Consider the following 19,355-nt stretch of genomic DNA (forward strand, 5'->3'; position numbering starts at 1 on the left):
CAATTTTTCAATCTTTTTTACTTATTTTTTCATCAAAAAGTAAAGATATTAATAGATACTGATTTTTTTATTTTAAATTTGTTGAATTTCGTCTAAAGAGATGCCTACTGTTTTTAAAATAATATTGATAGAAATTCCTTCCTTAACTAAATTCTTTGCAATTTTCATCTTTTCTACTCTCTTCACTTTCTCTTTGCAAACTTGTATGCTTTCAAACAGAGATTTTATTAGTACATGACGTAATTCTTGGCTTTTAATCTTTTTGTATTCTTCTATTAACCTTGATAGTTCCACTTCACTATTCTCATTTTCTCTTGTTTCTGGAAGCAGATCTGTAGTATTAATTAATAGCATCTTTGCTATTTCATCTAACATTTCAAGTGAAACAGCAGCTCGTCCTTGTTCATATTCATATATTCTTTGATTTATTACGCCCACTTTGCTTGCTAAATCTTCTTGAGTGTATCCTCGTATCAATCTCCATTCTTTTATTCTTTGACCTACTTTATACGGAATAGAAATTTTTTTCTCATCATTATCATATTCATCAATAGATAAACTGGTCGTTTGAGAGATAACATGAGCAGAAACTCCTTCCTTAACTAAACCCTTTGCCACTTCTACTTTTACTGCCTTTCCACTTTCTTCCTCACTAATACGGATGAATTTAGTTAATAAATAAAACGTTTCACGTAATTCTTGGTCCTTAATCTCTTTATGTCTTCTTACTAGATCTAATATCTCTTCTTCCTCATACCTTTCCTCATTTGATACTTCTTGTCCGCAAGCTAGATCTCTAGCAGTTGTTGATAATGCTTCTGCTAATTCATATAACTTCTTAATTGAAATTCTGCGTGTTCCTTTTTCATATTGCAGTATTACCTGATATGTTGTATCGATTTTTTTTGCTAAATCTTTTTGAGTATATCCCTTTGCTAACCTACGATTTCTTACTTCCTGTCCTATTACTTTGTAATCTAAAAAATTAGAGCATTTATTCTCTTTTTTCACATTTTATACTCCATAACCAGAAGAGCTGTTACGTATACTTAATTGGGAACCTTTTTGACAAACTGAACTCATCTCCTTTCAAACAATTTTTCTATATCACTTAGTTTCATTTCTATATAAGTTGGTCTTTCATGACCAGAATATGGAGTTTTCTCAATTTGTCTTAGTATCTCATTCATCTCTTCCAATTTCATTTTTCTTCCTGCTCCATGGCAAGCGATTGTGGCTGATATTTTATTCACCTTATCCTCTATTGGCAACGTATCTTCCATTTCCATTAACTTATCTACTATATCAACTAGCATCTCTTTTATATCTATTGTTCCCAAGATTGCAGGTATTTCTTTTATCGTTACTTTATCTTCTGATTGTATTTCAATATCAAAACCCATTCCAAAAAGCTCATCTTTATAAGTTTTAACCATCCCCACTCCAGCTTGGTTTTTAATTTCAACTGTTTCAGGAAGAAGTTTTTGTCTTTTTATGCTTGATTTTTGCTTTAAGCACTCGTATATCAACCTCTCATAGGCTGCATGTTGATCTACTATAATCAGCCTATCTCCAGCCTCAGCAATAATGTAAGTATTGTAGACCTGACAGCGTGCATATCCTAGAGGGTGATCCTCTATCAAATTAATTTGCTTCTTTTCTAGAACCATCGTTCCCTTTTGGGGTGGAGATTCTCCATATTTAAACGTTTCTGGTAAGCTTTGCCTTCTTTCATCTGGTGCATTGAATTCTTTCATTAGCTGATTATCAAAAGGACTTGGCCTTCTTTCGTAAAATTCTTTTCGCCCCTTTACTTCTCTGCTTTTTCCATTATTAACACGCTCATTATTCCTTTGACTTTCACTAACATCAAAAGACGAACCACCCAGTTCTTCTCCAATACCCTGACACCTAGATCCATCAATATCACTTACTGAAGAGATACCTATTCTCATTGACAACGCTTTTATTAGCCCTCTTCTCACTATTTCATATATTAACCTCTTATTTTGAAATCTTACTTCCGATTTATTTGGATGCACATTTACATCTACTTGGTCATATGGTACTTCTAAATGCAACACTGCAAAAGGATACCTATTGTTTGGAATAAAATCGTGATACGCATATCTAATTGCACCAACAAGTAGATTGTCTTTTATTGGCCTTCCATTAACAAACGTATAAATCTGAGTTGAGTTGCCACGATTGACATTAGGTTTACAGATGTGTCCCTTAAGTTTGATGCCTTCTTCTTCCTCTTTAACTTCCAACGAATTGCTCTGAAATTCTTCTTCTGTTTCACATAATCTGTTAAATAATGAAGTTTGCTTAACATATTTTAAGAACTTTTTATTGCCGGAAGTGAGAGTAAACCCAATACTATAGTTAATCATTGCTAAGTTATTTACAATATCAACTATAGCTTGTGTTTCTGCTCTTTCGGTTTTTAGAAATTTTAGTCTATTTGGTGTCGCAAAAAATAAGTCACGAATTTCAATATATGTACCCTGTAGCAAAGAACAAGGTGTAATTTCCCCTATTTTTTCTCCTCCTTCATAACTTATAGACCATGCTTCATCTGCTCCACTTGCCTTAGACGATAATTTCATTCTGCTTACTGCTGCAATTGAAGGTAAAGCTTCTCCCCTAAACCCAAGGTGCTTGATTTCTATTAACTCACTATCGCTTAATTTTGAAGTGGCATGCCTCATAAATGCTAGTTCTAAGTCGTCCTTTTCTATTCCATTTCCATTATCTGTCACAGTTATAAGGTTACGCCCACCACTTTCTATTTTGATCTCTATTTCTGTACTTCCAGCATCTATTGCATTTTCTACTAATTCCTTTACTACACTTGCTGGCCTCTCTATTACTTCTCCCGCTGCTATACGGTTTATAGTTTTTGTATCTAAAAGAATTATTGCCATATTTCCAACTCTCAGTCTGATGAAGATATAGCTTTAATGTTAATAAAAATCAATCTCTATTAGGCATCTTCACTAATTTCAAAACAGAAATAATTGTAATAAAGATGTATAGAAACCCTATAAAGCCTAAAATGCTAGTCCTTCTGAGTAAATCATTTTCTGACTAACATGTTTGAATTTTAGTTGAATATTTCTTCATAATTGTGTATAATTATTAATGCTTTTTAGTTTTTTTTCTCATGGCTCTTTCGAAATTTCTTGATGCACGCAATGATTATGCTTTTAAAAGAATATGTAGGGTCGAGAACTGGCGCGCCTCTTTAGGGTTTGGTGGCTGATCCATTATTTTCATCCTGGGCCTCAATCCAAATTCCCATGTTAACGTTTCCAGCTCCCGCCTCGTCAAACGCAGCATGCGGTTTTCCCGCACTACGCTTTCCTAGCAAGTTCTTTACCAAAGTTTATCACATATTGTGTTGGTGATGCTTTCGGTCTGTAATACCTTATTCTGTAGTCTGAATATAGACCCAGCGTTTTGTATATCCATTCGCTACTCCATTTCTTCCAACCAAACCCTTTCTTTGCTTTCCTGGCTCGCATTAAATTGCGTCTTACCTTCTTTTCCACCCAGTGTTTTACGTAACTGAACTTTCGACTAGAGTTTCCTATCCTAAAGTAGTTTACCCACCCTCTCAATATCGGATTGATGTCATTTATCACTCTTTTTATCGGTTGCGATTTATGGCGCCGAAATATTTCCTTCAACTTGCGTAGCAGGTTTGTTCGTGCTTTCATCTGCGGTGTTTTCCTGACATTCCACTTTCCTTGTTTTGTGATATTCTCTTGAAAATCAAACCCTAGGAAGCTAAATGTTTCTCCTTTCTTTAGGTTAATGACTTTTGTCTTTTCTTCATTTACTCTCACTTCTAGTTTTGCTAATTCTTCTTCCAACCTTCTGTATACTGCTCTTTCTAGCCATTCCCGTTTCGGGTATTCTCTGATCAGTATCACCAAATCATCTGCCCATCTGGCATATTCCATACGTTGGTACTTTCCTTCTTTGGTCACCTCTTTTGCTTTCTCCAACATTTTATCTACCTCATTTAGGTATATATTGCTTAGTAGTGGTGAAAGTGGTGATCCTTGTGCCATTCCTCGTTTTCCTCCTATTTTGAGGATTAGCTTAATCATGCGCATGATTTCTTTGTCATTTATTCTTTTGGCAATCTTTTCCATCAGAATATGATGTCGCACACTGTCAAAGTAGGATTTTAGATCTACGTCAATTACTTTTGTATTGCCTTTGATTGCTGCTTCCGTTACTTTTTGTACTGCTTCATGCGCATTACGCTTAGGTCTATACCCGTATGATCCTTTTTGGAAGTCTGATTCGAATATCGGTTCAAGTATTAGCTTCAGTGCTGTTTGCACTATTCTATCCCGGATGCAGGGTATGTTCAACGTTCTGAATTTTTCTCCAGATTTTGGTATTTCCTTTCTCCGGTTCCTATTTGGGCTATAGGTCTTGGTTATTAATTCGTGTCTTATTCGTTGAAGATACTTTCTTGAGCCCTCTGTCTCTATCGATTCGAATGTCACCCCATCAATCCCTGGTGCCCCATTACTCCTCTTCGTTAGTTTGTAAGCTTCCTCCAGTGTCTCCATTTTACAGACATGAACATGGATTCCCCAGAATCGCCATTCCGGTTCTGCCTTCGCTTTGGTGTATATCTTTCTTCTCAGGTCTTGTAATTTTATCGGCATTTTTGTCATTTTTACCTTTACCTTCCTTTTGTTAAAAGATCCCTGCTAGTAGGGTGCCTTTGCTCCATGAGCGTTACCTCACTTCTTCACTACTACGCACCCATCCGTCACCCTCTCATCTTCAGTTCACTTCCTGTTTTCCAGTTATAGAACCTACCTCTCCAAGGTGTTTCTCCTTGGGATGAGGAGGGCTTCTCCAGTTGCTTTGTATGTCCTCATTGCCATGCTGTTACTAACACCCCGCTGAAGTAGACCAATCGTTTCATTCGTTTTTCGTCTGGTCTATTCTGTCTTCGCCAGTACCAAGATGGCTCGACCTTCAGAATATTCCTTTCGAGGCAATCTGTGCATTCGCTTTCGCTACGGCCTGGTAATTCGCCATTATCCTACGATAATGTTGTCGGTAGGCTTCAACATTTTGGTTTCCCTTTATGCTGCTACCCAAGCTACAGGATTCCGACTTTTATCCTGGTAGGTCTATTTCCTACTGAACAATACTCGCCTTCTCTGGACGCACTTGGCACTGAAAAGAATAAAGATATCCTCATTCATTTCTTGAACGATATTTTAGGCTTTACTGGCTTAGCGGCTATTCACGATGTTGAATTCTTAGCTACCATTTTAGACCCTGAAGTTGCCGCTAAAAAGCAAAGTATTGTCGATGTTCTTTGTAAAGACTCTCAAGGTTCCAGATATATTATAGAAATGGTGCGACCTGAAAGTCTTCGGTCATATTGTTTAAAAGGAGAGGAATTCATTCAGAAAGAAACTGAAAGGATTCTAAAACTTATTAAACCAGATGTTTTGCCGTCTGAGTCTACGCATCAGTGCGAATCGGGCAACCGGTTGGTGCCAAGCGATGCGGACAATGAACCTCCTCTTGAAAAAGAAGATGCTCAATCGTGAGAGGGGCATAAACTGCAAGCATCATGTGGTTGGAGGGCTAGGCTAGTGGTATGGTGAACGTAAGTGAAGCTTTATAAGTACCGATACGATGAAAGAGCTAAAGATGCTGATAAGCTCTGACCAAAAGGTAATGTGGATAAGTTACATTTTTCATTTCTAGATGTACGCAAATAATAACTCCACCGGTATAGAGAAGCCACCTAACCCACTATTGTATGACTGGAGAAACAGGGTAAGCCTGTATTTTCGCCTACATGGCAAGCAAACCGCAAGGAATGCTGATGGAAGTGCAGGTAAAGGAGAATGGAGAAAGCGAATGCCATTTTGTAACGAAATGGATAGAATTTGTAACATTAATTCGCGTGAAAACGAGCAGACTTCCGTTTGGTCCCTCGTGACAAGAAACTTTGTTAACCACTTAAGGGAGGAAAGCAGATGATTACAAGTAAACCTGTAAGTGCATCTACCAAAAGCTTTGAAGCATGGAAGCAGTTGCCATGGAAGAAATGCCAGAAAGTTATTGTGAGGCTACAAAGACGTATTGTTAAGGCTGTCCAAGAAGGAAGATGGGGTAAGGTAAAAACTTTACAACATCTTCTCACACGCTCTTTTAGCGGAAAAGCTTTGGCTGTTAAGAGAGTAACTGAAAACCAAGGAAAAAACACAGCGGGTGTAGATCGTCAACTATGGTCAACTTGCAATGCTAAATTTCAAGGAATAAAGCAGTTAAAGCAAAGAGGATATAAACCTTCTCCGCTAAAACGGATTTATATCAGTAAATCTAATGGCAAAAGAAGACCTCTTGGAATACCCACGATAAAAGATAGAGCCATGCAAGCATTATATCTGTTTGCTCTGGAACCGATAGCTGAAACGATCAGTGATCGTCACTCCTATGGCTTTAGACCTAAAAGATCCTGTGCAGATGCTACAGTAGCTTGTCATTTGTTACTGGCAAGTCGTAATCAACTACAATGGATACTTGAAGGTGATATCAAAGGATGCTTTGACAACATTAATCATGAATGGCTTATGAAGCATATTCCTATGGAGAAAAAAATTCTGCATAGTTGGTTAAAAGCTGGCTTCCTAGAATCAAAAACTCTGTATCCCACAACTGCAGGTACCCCGCAAGGTGGTATAATTTCTCCAATACTAGCCAATTTAGCCTTAAACGGACTTGAAAAGTTATTGGAAAGTCGATTTGGTAAACTCGGCAGTAGAAAAAGAAACAAAATCAGAAGTGGAGTGAATGTAATCAGATACGCAGACGACTGTGCGCCGTAGAAACACGGAAAGTGTTGAAGCTGTGCAGTAGATGAGGGAGGGCCCCTCGGAGCCGGTTTGCAAGAGCAGGCTTCAAACAGCCATAAGCTGCTTTGGTAAAGAGCTAAGGTAGTGAGCGTTATGGAAAAGGCACAATTATGTGTCATGTATGAAATAGAGAGACGAACGCAAGTGAACCACTGATGAAGTGTCGAAAGCGTAGAGACGACGTCAAAACCAGGGGGTAGTCGTTAACCTGGGATGAATCTACTGGGAGCTTGTTTACTGGGTAGGTGGCGTCCGGCATAAAAGTGGCGTGAATCTATTTTAGGCTATTGCATGGAACTACGGGAACCTGTCGTTTCGATGAAAAGGGAGAAGTCCAAAGAGCTGATCTCTGAGGATGAGAGTACCGATGCGAAAAACAGGGGCGGATTAGCTCGTAGTAGCGAAGAAGTTTCTGTAATGGAAATGGAGTGAAGGGGCTAAGTTATTTAGTTTTAATTATTTATCAACCGAAAGGGAGGAGTCAATGAATAAAACAAAGTCTTTTGATATACCGAAGCAACTTATTTGGAGAGCTTATAAACAAGTATCGAAAAATAAAGGTGCAGCAGGTGTAGATGAGGTCTCGATAACAAAGTTTGAAGAAAATCTAAAGGATAATCTATACAAATTATGGAATCGGATGTCATCCGGAAGTTATTTTCCAGAGCCGGTAAAAGCTGTTGCGATACCAAAAGATACAGGAGGGCAAAGAATTTTATGTGTGCCTTCAGTATTCGACAGAATAGCGCAAACAGCAGCTACAATGTATCTTGAGCCGTTAGTAGAACCGAAATTTCACGAAGATTCATATGGTTATAGACCAAATAAGTCTGCGCTGGATGCGGTATACACAGCACGGAAGAGATGTTGGAAAAATGATTGGACGGTAGATCTTGATATATCTGGATTTTTCGACAATCTGGACCACGATTTAGCACTGCAGGCTATCAAGAAACACACAGACTGCAAATGGGTCATACTGTATGTTGAGAGGTGGATGAAAGCCCCCATTCAGCAAGCAGATGGCAGTAGGGTAACAAGGGATAAAGGAGTTCCGCAAGGAGGTTCTATAAGCCCAATCATTTCAAGCATATTTATGCACCATGCGTTTGATATGTGGATGAAACAAAATTATCCAACAGTACCATTTGAAAGATATGTAGATGATGCGATAGTGCACTGCAGAACTAAAAGACAGGCAGGATTTATGAAAGTAATGATTGAAGAAAGATTGGCTAAGTGTAAATTGAAGTTACATCCTGAAAAGACACAGATTGTGTACAGTAAGGATGATGATAGAAAAGAACAATTTCCTAAACAAAGCTTTGATTTTCTAGGTTATACTTTTAGACCTAGAGTAGCAAAGAATAAGATGAGGAATTATTTCATCTCATTTCTACCTGCAATTAGTAACAAAGCCAAGAAGAAGATCAAGAAAACCATAAAGTCATGGAGAATACATCGGATTACATGGACCACACTAGAGGAAATATCGAAGAAGATAGATCCAATAGTCAGAGGCTGGTTTCAGTACTATGGCAGGTTTTATAAATCAGAGATGTATCCATCTCTTAGAAATATAGAGAGATACCTCATAAGATGGGTCAGGACAAAATATAAGAAACTTCGTGATCACGGAAGACTAGCAAAGCAATTTCTAGGAAAAGTGAGAAAGAGGTCTCCAAGTATTTTCTATCATTGGACACTTGGGTTAGGATCAAAAGGCTAAATAATGGGAGCTGTATAAGCCGAGAGGTTTCCGTGCAGTTCTGCGAGAGACTGGTGGGGAAGCTCCGCCGGTCTACTCTCCTTGTCATCATACATGAAAACGAAGAGATTATTCTTAAAGCAAAAGTTTTAGTTGAAGAATGGTTAGAAACCATTGGACTAAAATTAAAGCCCTCTAAAACAAGAGTTTCTCATACATTAAGAACCATTGACGAAACAAAACCAGGATTTGATTTTCTTGGATTTTCAATAAGACAATATCCAATAAAAGAAAGTAAGAAAGGTTACAAGTTATTAATCAAACCAAGTCGTAATTCTATAAAACAGCATACACTAGCTATTAAACATAAACTCAGAGAAATGCGTGGAGCACCACAAGAACGGGTGATAAAGGATCTCAATCCGATAAACAGAGGATGGAGTCAATATTACTCCTCGGTAGTTTCATGTAAAATCTTTAGCTCATTGGATAATATTATGCATAGAAAACTCTGGAAGTGGGCAGTTTTTAGGCACCCAAACAAAGGGAGATGCTGGATAAAAAGAAAGTACTTTAAGAAGTATAATAACGAAAACTGGCGCTTTATGACAAGTAACAAGGTACGTCTTACTATACACAGCGATCATGTTATTAAACGACATATCAAAGTGCAAAAAACCAGATCCCCATATGATGGTGATTGGGTATATTGGGGTAAACGTCTGAGAAAAATACCAGATAAGCCACTAGGAGTAATAAAATTATTGAGGTTGCAACAAAGTAAATGCGACAATTGTAGACTATGGTTTAAAAGTGATGATACAATAGAAATACATCACAAAGACCGGAATAGACGAAACAATATGATCACAAACTTATCTTTGTTACATGGACATTGTCACGATGAATTACACAGGAGGTGTGCATGAAAAGCACCAAATTAGAGAGAAGCCGTATGAGGCGCAAAGTCTCACGTACGGTTTTGCAGTCGAGTGAGGAAGGGCGACCTTCTTCACTTAGACAACAATATGCAGAAGAAACAACTGATGAAGATTTAAGGAAAATAGCAGAAAAGTCACCAATAATAAAGCTAGCATATGATGAGTTAGATAAGTTTCATTGGAATGAGAAGGATCTAGTGGCTTATGAAGAAAGGGTAATGGATTTACAAAAAGAAGCTGCTATCTTGGAACAAAAACTCGATGATGCTACTCAAAAAGGTAGACTAGAAGGCATCCAAATCGGCCATGAAAAAGGCAGAAAAGAAAGAGAGTTTGAAGTTGCAAAAAATCTACTTAAAGCAGGGGTTTCTGTTGATATTATAACTCAAACTACTGGTCTTACATCTGATGAAGTCAAAAACTTAAGCTTTTAGATGAATATCTTTATATTAGATAAAAACCCAGCAATTGCAGCACAAATGTTATGTGATAAGCATATAGTAAAAATGCCATTAGAGACTGCTCAACTATTGAGTAATGTTTTTTCAATAGCATTAAAAGTGCTAAATCCTTTCGTCAATATTGCAAACCAAGATATAACAGTTCCATATAAACTTACTCACAAAAATCATCCTTGTTCTTTGTGGGCTAGGCAGTCGAAGGGGAACTTTTATTGGTTGATAGAGTACGGAAAAGAGTTATGTAAAGAGTATGCTTGGCGATACAAAAGAAAGCATAAATCGGAAGAAGTAATAGATTGGTGTAGTAGTAATAAGGATTTGCTCATTTTCCAATCAAATGATACACAAACTTTTATACAAGCCCTGCCGGATCGATATAAATGCAGTAGCCCTATACAAGCCTATAGAGAGTATTACCTAAAGGAAAAGATGAGATTTGCTAAGTGGGAAAAAGGCAGAGGAGCACCATGTTGGATAATATGAAATCTTACCCACAGCTCATAAATAAAAAAGCCATCCTCATCGGTCATGAAAAAGGCAGAGAAGAAGAGAAAATTGAGGTGGCAAAGAATTCACTTAAGGTGGGTGTCTCTATAGGTGTTATTGCTGAAATAACAGGCCTTTCTGTTGATTATATTGAGAAAATTCAAGAAAAGAAGTTTTAGCCATAACGTTTTTTTACTAAATCCTCTGTTCTAGTAATTTTTATGTTGCAGTCCATTTTGGTGTTTGTATAATACTCCTTGTACATAAAACATTCAATAGGAGGGTAAAATGCCAAGGAAGACAGATCGTCATGCTGCGGTACTTAATAAGTTACAAAATGTTGTTGAACATTCGGATTGTAATATTGCTGCTGGAAGGCGTTTAGCTATTGAAAGATGGGTGAAAACCTATATGAGGCAAATAGAGTATCTCAAAGATAACGGGTTACAATTTTTATACAATGTATTCCAAGATGAAAGTTGTTGGTCAGGTACAAAGTTGAACAATGCAATGTTAGGTCAGAAACTAGTTGAAGAAAAAATGGGTGGAATAGAGAATCCTCTTTCTAGATATAAAATGGCATGCAGGTATTGTGTGAAAGAAAAAATTAAGGATCTCTTTCAGGAAAAGTTCGATCTTCACAAGAGCAGGTTTTCTCCTGATGCAGTAGATAATGATGATAGACCCGCAGCTGGCAATAACAAGTATATAAGAAGTGATCTGTTAGACTCTATGAAAAGTTATGATCCTGTATCCAGTTTTTGGATTGATAGAGAGTCTGAAGAATTAAAATTAAAAGAATACAGCAATGTAGATGGTTTCCGAGAAGCTGTAGATCTTAAATGGAATGAGGGAGCGGAATATTTCTATAATCGTTTAAGTGAGCAAGAGAGAAAAGAGGAAGTCACTAATGCAGTTATTGCTTTGTCTACTATTCAATGTAACTACGATCGTGCTATTGTTTTGGATTTTTGTCTGTATAAAATGGATGATCCAACAAAACGCGATCTGTTGCTTAAGTTATCAGAGAAAGATCAAGGGGTATATTCACTTCTTAATAGGTTAATACGTTGGGGTTTTCTTGATGCAGTTCAAGATATAGTGAAACGCTGGTGCTATGAGGAAGTTTCATTACCTGCAGACAAAATACTTTCGCATAAGGATTATTCGCGCCTTCTTTCTATGCTTTCAGATATGATACTTGAAAATCCTGGGTCAAGCATTCAAGTTAAAGCAGTTATGATGGATCTCTGGCAACGTAATCTCTTCGATGAGCATAAAAAAATTGCAGTTGATTTTTCTAAGGGCATAAATTCAGTAACACATGTACTAGCAAATCTAGTTATAGATTGGAGAAACGATAACGACGATGATAAGAATAGGTCAATTGTAAAAAAAAGCCAAATATTAGAGATATTGCAATTCACTCAAAAAATTTGTTCAGCTCAAGATTTTAGGAATTTCAAAAAGGATGTGGCTGATAATCTAAAAATGGTTGATAGGGTTGGCATGAAAGATGGTGTAGATTATATTGAATCAGTAGAAGAGTTGTTTTCTGAGCTGGAAAAAATATCTTTGCTTCCAGGAAGTAGTAATCTCGATTGCTCTGGTAATCCACAGTCCATGCTAAAGGGTGCTGGAATCAGTGGTTTTTCTGGTCTTAGTAAGTAGGAGTTCTTCATGCACAACAATGGTGAGAATATTGGACTAATAAGAAGTTTATTGAATGGAAATAGCCGTGGGTTTGTTGAAAGATTTGAATCTTTTTTAGATCAGTGTCCGTCTTTTTTGCATTCTGTTGGCAAAGATCGCTTTTTTCCTGCATTCTTTTTTGGGATGTTTGCTACTGCATTTGATTCTGATGTTGCAGATGATGGAAGAATTTTTTTCCGTTTTGAAAATTATGGAGAGCAGAATAGAAAAGGAAACCTAAAGGTTGCTGTTTTGACTAATGATATGGCTAGGAGGAGGAAAATTGTAAGATGTTATACCATTTCTGACAGAATAAATAGTCCACATTCAAGGTTTAGCACGGAAGAGAGGGAATGGGTAGAGAATACACTATATCCAGAACGCGTTTTTTGTGAAGAGTACAAAGTATCTGCATGGGCAGATAATCAAGGTGAAGATGAAGAAGAGGCAATAAGATGTGTACAGTTTAATGAAAGAGAAGCCTTTGCTCATACTAGGCCTTTCAATGATGGCTTTCGGGAGATTGTTAGAACTAGACAGCAAGACTACTTATCAGACCTTATAGAAGGGCTAGCAAGTAATGATGCAGGTAGTATAAGGGATGACACCAGGAGAATTTTGCAGTATATAATTGGCATCTACAATAGATATGATCATGTGCTAGATTTTAATGGTAAGGAGTCAGATTATCATGGTTTTCTGTCAGGGTTTTTAATGAATTTTAGGTATCGCCATATAGCTGGCATTCACCTTGAGTTGTTTGTGGGAGGTGGATATACAGATATTACTTTTCTTGTGCGTGGTGTACAGCGGTTGAGAGATTCTGTTCCCATTATTATTGAACTCAAAGCAGGACAAGCAAGAGACAGACAAGTTGATCGAGCATTAGTACAGGCTGAAAATTACGTTAGAAGATGTCCCGTTTCATCTATATCTATTCACACTTCATCAGAGAATGCCGTTTGTGTCGGGCTGAATTTTGAGCTTGGGCGTTTTAGGACTAGTATAGAGGATTTTTTAGAGAAAGAACTGTCCTTAGTGGAAAGACTATTTGAGCCTGTGGCAGAAGAAGGAATTGAGGAAAACGTTAGAGATTATTTACTATACCCAGCGTTTGGTGTACCTGCTGTACCTGGCATTAGAAATAGGGATGGTGTCAGTGCTAGGGATAGGAGAATATTTCTCTATACAACTGGGTTTACCTTTGGGAATGCTACTTTTGCAAAAAGAAGAATTGAGTTGGAAGATGGAAGTGAAGTATATGTAAATAAGTACTTGCTCAGATACCACGATGACGATAAAATGCTAGATCTGCAAGGAGGGGTTACGCAGGTAAATGTTGGAAATCGTGCCTTTACCATGATTTTACATGCATTATTAGGGAGAGAGGAAAGAGTTATTATACTTAATGTACGTCATGTACTAGCAACGCACCAATTTCCAGAACGAGGCCTAGATCTATCACGTTGGCCAAATGCTAGAGTGCGTGAGGTATTATGTGAATTAGACCCAGTGAGAAGAGCTGAGGATGATCTTGGTTTGACTGTTGCTATAGAAACGTTCGACTCACCTGCTGACTACTTACGAGATAGAGGTAATCAACATTTTCAAGGTGAGCTTTCACAGATAAGTGGTGTCAGTAATGTACACAGCGCTGCAGGTATAATGATGAATACTGGTTGGCAAGTACAAAATCGTCATGCACAAATGTTTCAAGCAATTTCTAATGTGCTATTTCCGTTAAGGTGGATAGTAAATAGGGATAACGCTAGAGAGGCTGGATTTCATTCCATACTGCATGGGTTATTTTACGCCTGTGATAATCCAGCTAGGGTAATTATTGAATTTCAACTTGGAGGAGGAGAGAGATTAGATCTGGTGTTATTACGGTCTCCAGATAGTAGAGATGGTGTTCACCCGATAGGAATAGAGTTGAAGTTTGCTGGTACTGGTGAATTACAGAGTAAAAAGCGGGAGGCAAATAACCAACTAGATGATTATATGCATTGTAGAGGTTATAAGCGTATTACCGATGGAGACACAGTAGTTTTATCGTATGCCATATGGAATGATCGTGCACAGGGGCCAAATACTCTTATATCAGTTAAGGATGTTCTTCGTATAAAGGACAACTTAGGACACAGTTCTGCAGATGATCTTCCTGGTAGATGAGGGTTACTGAGAGTTTATATGTCAAAAATGAACTGCTATTAATTCAGCAGCATATAACGTTAAAAACTTAAACAATGCAGCCATTTCCAGCGCCCAAAACCAGCCAGCGTGAGAGCTTTTTGTTTTGGGATGCGTTGGTCTACCAAGTGATACGTTCAAATTTTTGTTTATAATAATTTTACTATACGCTAAAATTAACCATATTGGCTCACTTTCGCTAAATCTACATACGAACTAATTTGCCTGATTTTGTTGCAAAATTTTACATCTTTATTTTCACAATCCTGCTTTTATTTGAGCTGCTCTCACAAATGTATGTACTTTTTTGCGATTTTTAAAAGAGTAAATGATCAAATTTGTTGTAACGCTATAGAATCTAGTATTTTCTGCAAACTATAATATAGTTCAGTTAATATATTAGTAAAGTTGATAATTGTAAAACAATTTGTTATAATTGTTAATTAAATAACATTAGTAAGTAAAAATGATTTTCAGTCAGTATGTTGAAGGCAACAGATTACATTTGTATGATAAAAAAGTAGATATCAATAATTTGATAAGCTATTTGCAAGAGAACAAAAATATTAAAGAACTTTCTCTCAGTTCGTGTAAGATTGGTAACGAAGGAGCAAAAGCTTTAGCTGATGGTAATCTTACAAACCTTACTCAACTTGATTTAAGTTACAATAATATTGATAAAGAAGGAGCAAAAGCTTTAGCTGATAGTAACCTTACAAACCTTACTCGACTTAATTTAAATTACAATCAGATTGGTAAAGAAGGAGCAGAAGCTTTAGCTGATGGTAATCTTACAAACCTTACTCAACTTGATTTAAGTCTCAATATGATTGGTAAAGAAGGAGCAGAAGCTTTAGCTAATCTTACAAACCTTACTCAACTTAATTTGAAGAATAATAGTATTGGTAACGAAGGAGCAGAAGCTTTAGCTAATCTTACAAACCTTACTCAACTTAATTTGGCGGATAATAATATTGGTAACGAAGGAGCAAAAGCTTTAGCTGATGGTAATCTTACAAAGCTTACTCGACTTTATTTAACTAAAAACAATATTGCTAACGAAGGAGCAGAAGCTTTAGCTAATGGTAATCTTACAAAGCTTACTCAACTTGATTTAAGTTACAATAATATTGGTGCAGAAGGAGTAGAAGCTTTAGCTAATGGTAATCTTACAAAGCTTACTCGACTTTATTTAAATGACAATAATATTGATGCAAAAGGAGCAAAAGCTTTAGCCGAATCTGAGAAATACTGCGAATTCATAGATAAAATTACTCATATAAAAGGTAATAACGAACCTATGGGTTTTTGTAAACGTCTGAAAAAATCATGGTCTCAAGCAAGAGCAAAATCTAAGAGTAATGTTCGCAAGCTAGATGAAAGCACTATAAGAAGTTTGTTTTTTGATCTTGCACAACACGGTTATACAGGGGGAATAGAGGTTTTGCTGGATGACTATGATAAATATCCTTTTCTAATTAATTCAAGAAATGAGCAAGGACACACACTATCTCATTTCTATAATCACGACCCTGGAATGCAAAGGTTTTTCTTTGAACGTGGTATGATACCTAAACAAAGACCTGAACAAAAAAGAGATGACTTGCGCATTGCACGAGATAGCCAATCTGTCCATGCAAGTCCAGCAGTTAAAAAAACAAACTTTCTTGCTAAAAAACTTGTTGAATCGACGAAAGCAGATGAAGAACAGTTAAAGCAAGCAGCGACTTCTTACGTAGAAAGTATAGAACTACTTAAACAATATCAGAATGATCCAATAAGACTAAATCTTCTTAGTGTAAATGACAAAGAAAAAAGAGATGTGATGGAGAAAACATTAGGTGATAATCCTGTGCCTAATGATAAAGATTTTATTGGGGATATTATTGATAAAGTTAAGGAAGCACTAAAAAAGAAGTATTTAAAAAAGAACTCCCACGATGAATATGGCAAAGGATATCCTACACAAGGATTACAATATGATTATACAAAAGATGATGCAAAAATTACTATACCTGAATCTATAGGCCGTATAAAACTACTTATTGATAATTTTTCCATTCCATTGAAAGAAAAAAAAGAATTGCTAGTTACTCTCATGGCACAAAACCAATATTTAGTAATGAGCAAACTCTCTGCAGTAAAGAGAGAACTTGGAGATTTCGATACAGAACAACTTGATAAAACGAAACTACATACATTGTTAAATGATATAGACGACAATAAAAAAGTAGATGTGTTATTTAAAGAAATCAGTGATCTAGATATAGAAAAGATCTGGAGAGAGCAAAAAGAGTTCATTCTTCTAAAACAAATATATATAGCGTCAACAACATATGGTGAAGGTAGCAGTGCCTGCATTCAAGGTACATGGACCCACATTATTAATAGTATAGACGAAATTAGCTCTGAGATCTTGGAACAATATGATCATTATTTAGAAGAAGAACAAAAGCTAGAAGCACAAAAAGATGTTATTACAGAAGAGAACATTGAGCCATTTATGGAAGATTTGGCTAAGAATCTAGTTCAACATGCGGAATCTCATCCAGAATTGAAAGAAGCTCTTGAAGATTTTGCTGTGTGCAATGTAAATATTGATAATCCTGAAGAAATTACCTTTGAACGGCAAAAAATTTTAGCAGAGATAAATAAGTACTTTAGCGTAAGTATTAAAAACGTTTTACCTAATTACAATAGAAATATACCAAATAGGGATGAATATCGCATCATCATCGATGGACTATTAAAAGTGGCGGTAATGCAAAACTTTGCAATAGCAGTTCAAGAGCAGTCTAATGCAGAAGATAATAGTAATAATTATGCAACTATTAGAGAGAGCAACACAGATGAAGAACCGTTAGTTCCAGAAAGGTTATACTCAGAAACTTCAGTTGTAGCAACAGATCAAACAAATGGTATTCAAAATAATAATCAACAGCCGAGTAATTTAAATAATGATGCTCCACGAAGTAAAGAAAAAAATAAACTGCCTACTGTATGTGCTTTCACATTAGCAATAGCTGGAATTGTTTCAGGAATAGCTATTGCAGTTTACTCAGGAATGTTAGCGGTAGGAATAGCAGTTGGAGTTTTTTGTCTAATTGCTGCTGAAATCATATACTATTGTAATAAGCCTTCAAAGTTACTTGAGAATAGCAATGCTGAAGTTATAGTGAATCAAATAACAGTGGAATGATTATAACTCAAGGTAAGGAGAAATAGCAGGAGGGTTGAGTTTGCTATCTATAAAAGGGAATGTTCAAAAAAGTGTGTCAAGCCGCATTTTTAGTTCAACTCAATTTTCAATCTATCTGGAAAGAAAATATCAAGTTGAGACATAGTTAAAGCCCAATTAGGTAGAGCCATAATCCACTTTTGCTCTACCTTTTTTATAGCACAATATACCTGTTTGTACAAGGCATTTGTACTAGTAAATGAACCCTTAGTTTTAGTAAATTTCCTGATTTGTCTATGCAACCCCTCAATTGGATTAGTGGTGTAAATCAGCTTCCTAACTGGCCCATAATACTTAAAATAACTGGATAAGTTTTCCCAATTGTTCTGCCAGGATTTTATAACTAAAGGATACTTTTCTCCCCATTTTTCTTCCAGCTCAAGAAGATAATTCTCAGCAATTTCTTTACTTGAAGCACGATATATTTTTTTCAGATCATTCATGAAAACTTTCACTCGATACATATTTCAGAGAATTTCTTATCTGATGTACTATACATAACTGTACTTCTGCTTTAGGAAATACGCTATTTATAGCTGTAGGAAAGCTTTTTAACACAAGCTATCAGAATATCATCTACTCCTCTCTCCTTTAGGTCATTTATAGCCCTTCTCATAATAGTCCAAAAAGAGTAAGATATGGATTGATAGTAGTGGAAGGTAAGGATGCCAGTAGCATATAGTTATGACTTAAGAAAAAAGGTAATGGAAGCATTGGATGAAGGAGAGAGTGGAGAAACTGTTATCCTTGATAATGCTACTTTTCATAAGTCTAATAAGATTTGCTAAAGGAGTTGGTGCAGAAATTTTATATCTTCCTCCATATTCTCCAGATTTTAACAAAATTGAACATTATTGGTTTGCTATAAAAAACAGAACCAGGAAAAACATTCCTTTATTCAAATCTTTTCGTCATGCTGTCGATTCTTCTTTCTTATGACCTTTTTGGACTATTATGGGAAGGGCTATAAATTTTTGAGAGAAAAAGGAGGAATAACAAAAAGTAGAGAACTGACGTGCTATGGAATAGAGGGGCTAGTGGGAGAAATAGCAGACATGTTGAATGGAAGCTATATGCCGGAACTAAAAATAATAGAGATAGGAGAAATAAGGAAGAGAGACAAATCGCTAATAAAGGAAGAATGTAAAAATTTAGCAAGCAAGATAATGAGCCAAGTGAATGAAATGATAGATGAGGTGGTGAGAAGGAAGGCTTAGGGGTTTAAATTTAAAGAAAAGGTGAGGTAAATTATGAGTAAAAAAGAGAAAGAGAAGTCAGCAAAAGAATTATTAGAGAACTCATGTAAAAATATTTATGAAAGAGACGAAAAAGGAAGAACAGCTCTACATTATGCAGTAGACGCAAAAACAGTGAGGTTATTAGTTGAAAAAGGAGTGAATGTGAATGCTAAAGATATAGAAGGATATACAGCACTGTACCTAGCAGTAACGGAGAAACGTCTAGAAACAGTTAGAGAATTGATAAAGTCAGGAGCAAATGTAAATGCTGAGGAATATGGAGGTAAATGCACTCCATTGCACCTTGCATGTATGGTGGGGAAAGTGGAAATAGTAAAAGAGTTAGTGGAAGCAGGAGCAGAAATAGAGCAAGCAGATAAATTTGGAATGATAGCGATGGATTATGCGAAAAACAGTAAAGAAGTAACTGAAGTATTGAAGAAAGAAACAGACAGAATTGAAAAGTTATTTATGAAAGGCTAAAAAT

12 protein-coding genes and 6 pseudogenes are annotated in these 19,355 nt (G+C 36.3%); 14 read left to right on the forward strand and 4 right to left on the reverse strand.

Annotated features, from left to right (window positions below; translation table 11 throughout):
• Positions 1 to 72: 72 nt before the first annotated feature.
• The 3 genes from wmk to ltrA (OOL01_RS01895) all read right to left on the reverse strand — a co-directional run bounded on the left by wmk (position 73) and on the right by ltrA (OOL01_RS01895) (position 4,703).
• Positions 73 to 1,011 carry a WO male-killing family protein Wmk gene (gene wmk / locus OOL01_RS01885; protein WP_264687001.1) on the reverse strand — a complete coding sequence of 313 codons (939 nt, stop codon included), beginning with the start codon at positions 1,009 to 1,011 and terminating at the stop codon, positions 73 to 75.
• A 68-nt stretch (positions 1,012 to 1,079) separates the two neighbouring features.
• Positions 1,080 to 2,930 carry a DNA mismatch repair endonuclease MutL gene (mutL, locus tag OOL01_RS01890; RefSeq protein ID WP_264687002.1) on the reverse strand — a complete coding sequence of 617 codons (1,851 nt, stop codon included), beginning with the start codon at positions 2,928 to 2,930 and terminating at the stop codon, positions 1,080 to 1,082.
• A gap of 429 nt (positions 2,931 to 3,359) precedes the next feature.
• Entirely contained in the window at positions 3,360 to 4,703 is a 1,344-nt protein-coding gene (gene ltrA, locus OOL01_RS01895; RefSeq protein ID WP_007302360.1) for a group II intron reverse transcriptase/maturase, read from the reverse strand.
• Between the two features lie 456 nt (positions 4,704 to 5,159).
• Here ltrA (OOL01_RS01895) and OOL01_RS08480 point away from each other — a divergent pair.
• The 11 genes and pseudogenes from OOL01_RS08480 to OOL01_RS01950 form a co-directional block, all read left to right on the forward strand.
• Positions 5,160 to 5,402: pseudogene (locus OOL01_RS08480) on the forward strand (PD-(D/E)XK nuclease family transposase); the annotation flags it as partial.
• A gap of 633 nt (positions 5,403 to 6,035) precedes the next feature.
• Positions 6,036 to 6,887 carry a reverse transcriptase domain-containing protein gene (locus OOL01_RS01905; protein WP_264686753.1) on the forward strand — a complete coding sequence of 284 codons (852 nt, stop codon included), beginning with the start codon at positions 6,036 to 6,038 and terminating at the stop codon, positions 6,885 to 6,887.
• Between the two features lie 318 nt (positions 6,888 to 7,205).
• Positions 7,206 to 7,346 carry a hypothetical protein gene (locus OOL01_RS01910; protein ID WP_019078704.1) on the forward strand — a complete coding sequence of 47 codons (141 nt, stop codon included), beginning with the start codon at positions 7,206 to 7,208 and terminating at the stop codon, positions 7,344 to 7,346.
• Positions 7,347 to 7,398: 52 nt separating this feature from the next.
• The gene (ltrA, locus tag OOL01_RS01915) at positions 7,399 to 8,643 is read left to right on the forward strand and encodes a group II intron reverse transcriptase/maturase (protein ID WP_007302363.1); all 1,245 of its coding nucleotides are present in this window, start codon (positions 7,399 to 7,401) and stop codon (positions 8,641 to 8,643) included.
• 53 nt (positions 8,644 to 8,696) lie between these two features.
• Positions 8,697 to 9,551 (forward strand): group II intron maturase-specific domain-containing protein, encoded by an 855-nt coding sequence (locus tag OOL01_RS01920; protein ID WP_264687004.1) that lies wholly within the window; start codon positions 8,697 to 8,699, stop codon positions 9,549 to 9,551.
• A gap of 95 nt (positions 9,552 to 9,646) precedes the next feature.
• A pseudogene (locus OOL01_RS01925) lies at positions 9,647 to 9,997 on the forward strand (nuclease/transposase family protein); the annotation flags it as partial.
• Positions 9,998 to 10,507: a pyrimidine dimer DNA glycosylase/endonuclease V gene (locus tag OOL01_RS01930; RefSeq protein WP_264687006.1), complete on the forward strand. Its 510-nt coding sequence runs from the start codon at positions 9,998 to 10,000 to the stop codon at positions 10,505 to 10,507.
• 23 nt (positions 10,508 to 10,530) lie between these two features.
• Positions 10,531 to 10,689 (forward strand): annotated as a pseudogene (locus OOL01_RS01935) (Rpn family recombination-promoting nuclease/putative transposase); the annotation flags it as partial.
• A 109-nt stretch (positions 10,690 to 10,798) separates the two neighbouring features.
• A complete protein-coding gene (locus OOL01_RS01940; RefSeq protein WP_264687007.1) occupies positions 10,799 to 12,181 on the forward strand; it encodes a hypothetical protein in 1,383 nt (460 codons plus the stop codon).
• A gap of 9 nt (positions 12,182 to 12,190) precedes the next feature.
• On the forward strand, positions 12,191 to 14,374 hold the full coding sequence (locus tag OOL01_RS01945; protein ID WP_264687008.1) for a hypothetical protein: 2,184 nt from the start codon (positions 12,191 to 12,193) through the stop codon (positions 14,372 to 14,374).
• Positions 14,375 to 14,858: 484 nt separating this feature from the next.
• Positions 14,859 to 17,591 (forward strand): TomO hydrophobic C-terminal domain-containing protein, encoded by a 2,733-nt coding sequence (locus OOL01_RS01950; protein ID WP_264687009.1) that lies wholly within the window; start codon positions 14,859 to 14,861, stop codon positions 17,589 to 17,591.
• A gap of 89 nt (positions 17,592 to 17,680) precedes the next feature.
• On the opposite strand, the pseudogene OOL01_RS01955 reads toward OOL01_RS01950, so the two are convergent.
• A pseudogene (locus OOL01_RS01955) lies at positions 17,681 to 18,234 on the reverse strand (IS256 family transposase); the annotation flags it as partial.
• A 121-nt stretch (positions 18,235 to 18,355) separates the two neighbouring features.
• Here OOL01_RS01955 and OOL01_RS01960 point away from each other — a divergent pair.
• From OOL01_RS01960 to OOL01_RS01970, 3 genes and pseudogenes are all read left to right on the forward strand, one after another.
• Positions 18,356 to 18,569, forward strand: a pseudogene (locus tag OOL01_RS01960) (transposase); the annotation flags it as partial.
• A 20-nt stretch (positions 18,570 to 18,589) separates the two neighbouring features.
• A pseudogene (locus tag OOL01_RS01965) lies at positions 18,590 to 18,847 on the forward strand (ankyrin repeat domain-containing protein); the annotation flags it as partial.
• Positions 18,848 to 18,880: 33 nt separating this feature from the next.
• Entirely contained in the window at positions 18,881 to 19,351 is a 471-nt protein-coding gene (locus tag OOL01_RS01970; RefSeq protein WP_264687010.1) for an ankyrin repeat domain-containing protein, read from the forward strand.
• The last annotated feature ends 4 nt before the right edge of the window (positions 19,352 to 19,355 follow it).

This window comes from Wolbachia endosymbiont (group B) of Rhopobota naevana (assembly GCF_947250615.1).
Taxonomy (GTDB): Bacteria; Pseudomonadota; Alphaproteobacteria; order Rickettsiales; family Anaplasmataceae; genus Wolbachia.

Excerpts from the sequence above, each read along its gene's own strand:
- mutL (WP_264687002.1), bottom strand. The coding sequence starts at position 2,930 with ATGGCAATAATTCTTTTAGATACAAAAACTATAAACCGTATAGCAGCG.
- ltrA (WP_007302360.1), bottom strand. The coding sequence starts at position 4,703 with ATGACAAAAATGCCGATAAAATTACAAGACCTGAGAAGAAAGATATAC.
- OOL01_RS01905 (WP_264686753.1), top strand. The coding sequence starts at position 6,036 with ATGATTACAAGTAAACCTGTAAGTGCATCTACCAAAAGCTTTGAAGCA.
- OOL01_RS01910 (WP_019078704.1), top strand. The coding sequence starts at position 7,206 with ATGGAACTACGGGAACCTGTCGTTTCGATGAAAAGGGAGAAGTCCAAA.
- ltrA (WP_007302363.1), top strand. The coding sequence starts at position 7,399 with ATGAATAAAACAAAGTCTTTTGATATACCGAAGCAACTTATTTGGAGA.
- OOL01_RS01930 (WP_264687006.1), top strand. The coding sequence starts at position 9,998 with ATGAATATCTTTATATTAGATAAAAACCCAGCAATTGCAGCACAAATG.
- OOL01_RS01940 (WP_264687007.1), top strand. The coding sequence starts at position 10,799 with ATGCCAAGGAAGACAGATCGTCATGCTGCGGTACTTAATAAGTTACAA.
- OOL01_RS01945 (WP_264687008.1), top strand. The coding sequence starts at position 12,191 with ATGCACAACAATGGTGAGAATATTGGACTAATAAGAAGTTTATTGAAT.
- OOL01_RS01950 (WP_264687009.1), top strand. The coding sequence starts at position 14,859 with ATGATTTTCAGTCAGTATGTTGAAGGCAACAGATTACATTTGTATGAT.
- OOL01_RS01970 (WP_264687010.1), top strand. The coding sequence starts at position 18,881 with ATGAGTAAAAAAGAGAAAGAGAAGTCAGCAAAAGAATTATTAGAGAAC.